This is a genomic window from Streptomyces sp. NPDC017979 (assembly GCF_044328175.1).
Taxonomy (GTDB): domain Bacteria; phylum Actinomycetota; class Actinomycetes; order Streptomycetales; family Streptomycetaceae; genus Streptomyces.
In genome coordinates this window covers 130430-136909 of record NZ_JBIRGU010000004.1, presented here as the reverse complement: position 1 = coordinate 136909, position 6480 = coordinate 130430, and the positions used below count along the sequence as shown (strand labels likewise).

General features: G+C 74.2%; 6 protein-coding genes. All 6 read right to left on the bottom strand.

From position 1 onward, the window contains the following. Positions 1-166: 166 nt before the first annotated feature. From ACH4E8_RS13545 to ACH4E8_RS13520, 6 genes are read right to left on the bottom strand one after another with little or no spacing between them, the layout of a single operon-like run. Entirely contained in the window at positions 167-1963 is a 1797-nt protein-coding gene (locus tag ACH4E8_RS13545) for a gamma-glutamyltransferase family protein (RefSeq protein WP_398447540.1), read from the bottom strand. A 22-nt stretch (positions 1964-1985) separates the two neighbouring features. Next, positions 1986-2855, bottom strand: coding sequence for a PhzF family phenazine biosynthesis protein (locus ACH4E8_RS13540; protein ID WP_398447538.1), 870 nt, complete (start codon positions 2853-2855; stop codon positions 1986-1988). Further along, the gene (locus ACH4E8_RS13535; protein ID WP_398448291.1) at positions 2852-3745 is read right to left on the bottom strand and encodes an LLM class flavin-dependent oxidoreductase; all 894 of its coding nucleotides are present in this window, start codon (positions 3743-3745) and stop codon (positions 2852-2854) included. Before ACH4E8_RS13535 ends, ACH4E8_RS13540 begins: the two co-directional genes overlap by 4 nt. Before the next feature lie 5 nt (positions 3746-3750). Continuing rightward, complete coding sequence (locus tag ACH4E8_RS13530; protein WP_398447536.1) at positions 3751-4713, bottom strand: hypothetical protein; 963 nt, start codon at positions 4711-4713, stop codon at positions 3751-3753. After that, positions 4710-5201 (bottom strand): VOC family protein, encoded by a 492-nt coding sequence (locus ACH4E8_RS13525; protein ID WP_398447534.1) that lies wholly within the window; start codon positions 5199-5201, stop codon positions 4710-4712. Before ACH4E8_RS13525 ends, ACH4E8_RS13530 begins: the two co-directional genes overlap by 4 nt. A gap of 28 nt (positions 5202-5229) precedes the next feature. After that, positions 5230-6231: a class I SAM-dependent methyltransferase gene (locus ACH4E8_RS13520; RefSeq protein WP_398447532.1), complete on the bottom strand. Its 1002-nt coding sequence runs from the start codon at positions 6229-6231 to the stop codon at positions 5230-5232. Between the last annotated feature and the right edge of the window lie 249 nt (positions 6232-6480).

The window sequence follows — 6480 nt, the reverse complement described above, 5'->3', positions numbered from 1 at the left end:
TTCTCCGGGGGGGGGGGGGGGTGGGCCGCGGCCCCCCCCCCCCCCCCCGGGGGGGCGCCCCCCCGCGACAAGCCACCCACCAGGCCGTGGAGACCAACGCTCCCGCAGGGAAACCACGGCTGCGTCCACACGCACAGGGAAGCGCACGGGACCTCGCGGGTGCGGGCTAGCGGACCACCGCGTACGCCTGTTCCCCGCGGGGACTCGCCGCGGCCACCACGCCGCCGTGCGCGTCCACGCCGGTGGCGCACACCTTGCCCAGCGACAGGGGCGCCACCTCCTTCGGTTCGTGCCCGCGCCGCCGCAGCTCCGCCAGCGTCCCGGGCGCGAAGCCCTCCTCCACCACCAGCGTCAACGGGTCCGCCTGGCGCGGCGTGAACGACGTCGGCACGTGGTCCGTGTGGAAGGTCCGCGCCTCCACCGCGGCCTGGAGGCCCATCCCGAAGTCGACGTGGTGCAGGAAGAAGTTCAGCGTCCACTGGTCCTGCTGGTCACCGCCGGGCGTGCCGAAGGCCAGCAGGGGCCGCCCGTCGCGCAGCACCAGCGTCGGACTCAACGTCGTACGGGGCCGTTTGCCCGGCGCGAGCGTGTTGGGGTGCCCCTCCTCCAGCCACGCCATCTGCCCCCGGGTGCCCAGCGGGAAGCCCAGCCCCGGCACCACCGGGGAACTCTTCAGCCAGCCGCCGCTGGGAGTGGCGACGATCATGTTGCCGTCCCGGTCGGTCGCGCTGACGCAGGTGGTGTCGCCCTTGGCCGCGGTGCGCCGCAGCACCGCGGGGATGCCGTCGCCCAGTTGGGCGAGCCACTCCGGCTCGTCCGGCACCGGCGGCAGGTCGAGGACCGGCGGAATCCACGGCTCGCGCCCGCCGGGTGAGCCGGGCCGCAGCTCCGCCGAGGCGCGCGGGCCGATCAGCGCCCGACGGGCCGCCGCGTAGGCGGGGTCCAGGAGGTCCCGTACGGGTACGTCGGCGTGGTCCGGGTCGCCGTACCACGCCTCCCGGTCGGCGAAGGCGAGCTTCGCGGACTCCACCACCGTGTGCAGGTGGTCCGCGCTCCCGTACTCCGTCGCACCGAGGTCGAAGCCCTCCAGCAGGGCCAACTGCTGGAGGAACACCGGGCCCTGCGACCAGGGGCCGGCCTTGTGGACCTGGTGGCCGCGGTAGTCGACGGTGAGCGTGGGCTCGCTGCCGGCCCGCCAGGACGCCAGGTCGGCGCCGGTGAGCAGTCCGCGGTGGCGCCGGCCGGTGGAGTCGATCGCCGCGGTGCCGGCCACGAAGCGGTCGATCGCCTCGGCGACGAAGCCCTCGTAGAACGCGGCGGTCGCGGCCTCCGCCTGCCCCGCGCGATCCGCGGTGGCGGCCTTGGCCTCGGCCAGGATGCGCTGGAAGACCGCGGCCAGCGCCGGATTGCGCATCCGCGCCCCGGCCGCCGGCGCCTTGCCCCCGGCGAGCAGGAAAGTGCGCCCGGACTCGGTCCACTCGTCCCGGAAGAGCGGCGCCATCGTCTCGATCATGGCCGCAGCCTTCGGCAGCAGCGGATATCCGTCGGCCGCGTACCCGATCGCGGGCTCCAGGACGTCCTCGACCCGCAGCCGACCGTAGTCCCGCAGCACGCGCATCCAGGCGCCGAACGCACCGGGGACGCAGGCCGCCAGCAGGCCGGAGCCGGGGACGGCGGCCAGCCCGAGCCGCCGGTACGCGGCGGGGGTGGCGGCCCGCGGCATCGGGCCCTGGCCGCAGATGACCCGGGTCCGCCCGCTCGCCGCCTCGTACACCAGGATCGGCACGTCCCCGGCCGGCCCGTTCAGATGGGGCTCGACGACCTGGCACACCAGCGCGGCGGCGACGGCGGCGTCGAACGCGTTGCCGCCGCGGTCGAGCATCGCCGTCCCGGTCGCGGAGGCCAGCCAGTGGGTGGCGGCGACGGCGCCTCGGGTGCCGTGGAGTTCGGGGCGGTGCAGCACGAAGGGTCCTCCCGGGTGGTGGTCAGACGGGCGGTGCGGGCGGGACGGCGATCGTTCCGGCGGCGACCGGGGTGACGTCGCCGGTCGCGGTGCCTTCGACGGGGCGGCCGTGCACCAGGGTGATCGTGCACCCCAGCAGGGCGTCCCGGGGCGTTTCGACACCCTGGTGCACGGTGTACGCATGGGTGCCGTCGCGCGCCGGCAGCCGCCCGGTCGCGGTCAGCCACAGGCCCAGCGCGGTGGCGACCGGCCCGCACGCCGGGTCCTCGGGAATCCCGAAGCCGGGGGCGAACAGCCGGGCCCGTACGGTCCGGTGGCCCTCGTCCCAGGCGAAGACGCACAGCGCGCCCAGGCCGTCGGCCGCCATCCGCGGCAGGTCGGCGCGGGCCCGGGCGAGCGCCCCGTCCGGTACGGGCAGCAGGGCGAAGCCCGCGCCGAAACCCGTGGCGAGCGCCGGTTCGTCGGCGCCGTCGCCGCCGTCGAGGCCCGCGGCGGCCAGCAACGGCCGCGGATCGAGGGCCCGGGTCGTCACCGTGCCGCGGCTGACGAGGGTGGCGCCCGTGGCGGTGGCCGACAGGGTCTGGAGCCCGCTTCCGCACCCCTGGACCAGGTCCCCGGCCGGCAGCAGCCCCAGCCGGACCAGGGTCGCCGCGGTGCCCACCGCGCTGTGGCTGCCGCGCGGGTACTCGCCACCGGGCTGGAACACCCGTACCCGGTAGTCCTCCCGGGCATCGGCGGCGGGCAGGACGAAGGCGGTCTCGACGGTGCCGAACTCGGCGGCGAGCACCGCCATGGCCCGCCCGTCCAGCCCGGTGGCGTCCGGCACGACCGCGAGCGCGCTGCCCGCGAACGGGCGGCTGGTGAACATGTGGACGACCTCGTACGGGATCATCCGCGGCCCTCCGGCTTCAACACGGCGCCGGCGATCCCTTCGAGGACCTCCGGGCGCCCCTGGTAGGGGAAGTCGGGCCGCGGCCAGTGCACGACGACGTCGGTGAAGCCGAGTTCGGCGAACCAGCCGCAGGCGTCGACGTAGGAGTCCACCGACTCGGACACCCCGCTGATCATCGCGCCGGTGACGACCAGCCGGCGCAGCGTCGAGGGGTCCCGTCCGGCGGCGGCGCAGGCCGCGTCCACCGCATCGACCTGTCGCGCGAGGTCCGGCAGGGCCTGCTCGTACGGCAGGGGCTCCCCCCACCCGGGCCGGCCCGCGGTGATCCAGACGTCGGCGTGCCGGGCGGCCAGTCGCAGTCCCCGCGGGCCGGTTGCCGCGACCGCCAGCGGCACCCGGGGCCGCTGCACGCAGCCGGGGTTCATGACCGCGTCGCGGCAGCCGAAGTAGGTGCCCGCATAGCTCGTGGTGGGCTGCGTCAGCAGCAGGTCCGTGAGGTGGACGAACTCGGCGAAGCGGTCGGCGCGTTCGGACGGCGTCGGCGGGCGGGCGCCGAGCACCTCCTCGTCGTGACCGCCGGCGCCGGCGCCGAGGCCGCACACCAGCCGGCCCCCGGCGATGTCGTCCAGCGTCATGACCTCCTTAGCGAAGGGGACCGGGTGGCGGTGGGCGGGGGTGGCGACCAACGTGCCCAGGGTGATGCGGGTGGTGACCGCGGCGGCCGCGGCCAGCAGGGGGACCGTGCCGAACCAGGGCCCGTCCCGCAGCCAGCGCCAGCTGAGGTGGTCGTACGTCCAGGCGTGGTCGAAGCCGAGCTCCTCGGCGCGCACCCAGTGCTGCCGGGCCGTCTCCCAGCGGTGTTCGGGCAGCAGGACGACGCCGTGGCGCAGGCCCTTCACCGCGCCCGCCCCGCGGCGCCCGGGACCGGGGCGCGGCCGGTGGCCAGCGCCGCCGTGCGCACGAGGGCGGCGACGAGGTCCTGCTCGCACCGCGCCACCGCGGGGTCGCACAGCTCCTCCGGCACCGGGTCGGGCGGCTCGCCGACGTCCGGGTACAGGCCGTTGGTCGCCAGATCGATCGCGATCGCCTTGTACCGGCGCAGCAGTTGCGCCGTCACCTCCAGCTCAGTCACCGGTGCGCGCAGCGTCAGGAAGTAGCAGTCGAAGACGGCGCCCCAGGTGCGGTGGCTGCCGATGTCGCCCTCCAGGACGGCGTGTTGCAGCAGCGAGCGGCCCTGCTCCACCAGCTTGGACGCCACCCCCAGGTGGATCTGGTTGGTCAGCGCGACCTCCCGGAGCAGGGCGGGCGCCCGGGCGGGGACGACCGGCGGCGGTCTGCGGCCCCGGAACAGGCTGCGCACGGCCGGGTAGTCCGGCGCCCAGGTGCCGCTGAACTTGCTGTGCTGGCGGTACATGCTGGGGCGGATCGTGCGCTGGTAGACGGCCCGGCTGCTGGAGCCGGTGTAGAGGAGCATCCCGCAGTACGCCCGGACGTACTCGGTCAGCCGCACGGCGGCCGCGTCCTGGTCGCCGGTGCCGCCGGTCACGTCGGCGAGGGCGTCGGCGAGCAGCCGCCAGATGACGAAGGACACGTGGTGCCCGACCATCCAGCGGAACCAGAAGAGCTGCTCCAACGAGTCGGCGTCCACCCGCTCCGTCGTGCCGAAGCCGGAGCGGGCCTCGTCGAAGAAGCGGGTCACCGCCTCCTCGGCGGCGGCCGGCAGGGCGCCGGCGGCCAGGGTGACGGGGTGCTCGGGGTCGGGGAGCGCGAGGGGCTCCAACGCGTACGGGTAGTCGCCGAAGTCCCAGCCCGAGCGGTCGGAGAAGCCCAGGGCGGCCCGTGCTGACGAGGTCTTCACCGCGCGCCTCCCGGGACGTGGGTGAACTCGAATTCAAGGCCGTTGACGTCGTAGAAGTAGAAGCTCTCGACGCCTTCCTCGTCGACGACGACGTCCGTGGGGCCCTCGCTGCGGGCGAAGTCGAAGCGACCCGAGTCGAAGACGTCCCACCAGCGCCGGCGCCGGGCGCGCAACTCGGCCGATGAGGACGCGACGAGGCAGACGTGTTGGAACCGGGGGCCGACGGGCGGCGGCGCACTCGCCCCGCCGGCGCGGTCGCCTCCCGGGTCGTCGTACTCGAAGAGGTGGAACCGCATGCCGTCCGCCTCCAGTTCGGCCATCGCGACGATGCCGGGGAGCCTGCTGCGGGTCAGCGGCGAGAAGACGTCCGTCGACCAGGTCGGCCGGCAGCCGAAGTACTCCCGGTACCAGGCGACGCAGTTGGCCAGGTCGGCGGTCTGTACGGCGATGTGGTGCAGTCGAGGCGCGGCGGGCGGGGGCACGGGCATCCCTTCGGTTCGGTCGGCGTGCGACGGATCAGAGCTGTTCGAGCTCGTAGATCACTTCTCCGACCGCGACGTCGATCGAGTGCTTCCTGCGCAGGCGCCAGCCACCTTCGGCGAAGACCGACTCCCAGTCGGCGGCCTGCGGAATGAAGGTGCCCATCAGGTCGTGCGCGACCTCGAACCCCAGGGTGAAGACGGGCAGGTCGCGGTCGGCGACGCCCACCGTGCGGGTGGCGTCGCCCAGCAGGAACCGGCGGGTGCCGGGGAAGAGGTCGCGCAGCCGCCGCAGCGTCCGCACGCAGCGGTCCCTGGGCCAGAAGTCGTGCCCCATCATGAAGCAGGTCAGCAGTTCCACGTCGGCGAAGCCGTCGCGCGGCGGCATCTCCCGGACGTCCGCCCGGACGAAGGAGACCCGGTCGGCGAGCCCCGCGCCGTCCGCGGCGGCGGCGGCCACCTCCAAGGTGGGTGCGGCGACGTCGATGCCGATGCCGCGGGCACCGGGATGGCGGCGCAACACCTGTAACAGACGCTCGCCGCTGCCGCAGCCCAGGTCAGCCACCGCGCCCGGTGCGAAGTCGAGCCCGGCGAGCGCCTCGTCGAACCAGGGGTCGTAGCAGAACGAGCTGATCTCCCGGCAGGCGCGGGCGATCGCGGCGCTGTCGCGCTGGTAGAAGTCGCCCGTGCGGTTGCGCTCGGGCAGCAGCTCCGGCATCCGGCGGAAGAGGTCGCCGCACCCCCGGGAGAGCCAGTGGAAGAACGAGCGCGTACGGTACGCCTCGTCGAAGTTCCGTGCCGGGGTGACCTTGTCGTCGACGCGCTCGACGATGTCCACCGCGGCCAGCGCGCGGAAGAGGCCGGCCGTCGCCGTCACGTCGAGCCGGTGCGCACCGGCGAACGCCCGCACGTCGAGCGCTCCCGCGGACTTCAGCTCGTCCAGGGCGCCCAGCTCCCATGCGGCGCTGATCGCCGACGCCGCCACGGCCGAGTTGTAGATGTGGGCCACTGATCTTCTTTCGCTGCCTTCGATCGCCATGCCCGCTCGCTCCCCCAAAGGTCACCGTGCAGAGATACGGTTTCAGAGAAATCGCTGCACGAAGTAGCCGTCGTGCAGCGGGAACAGAGAAATTAACGAAGCAGAAAAATCGTGCCGTGCGGCAGAACTTCCGTGCAGCGGAACGAGGATCGCGGACGGCCGCAGTCGCAGAACTCCGGCGCCGGAAAAACCGAAAAGAGGCGGCCGGACTTCTTCCCCCGCGGTACGGCAGTCGCTTCATACTCCCCA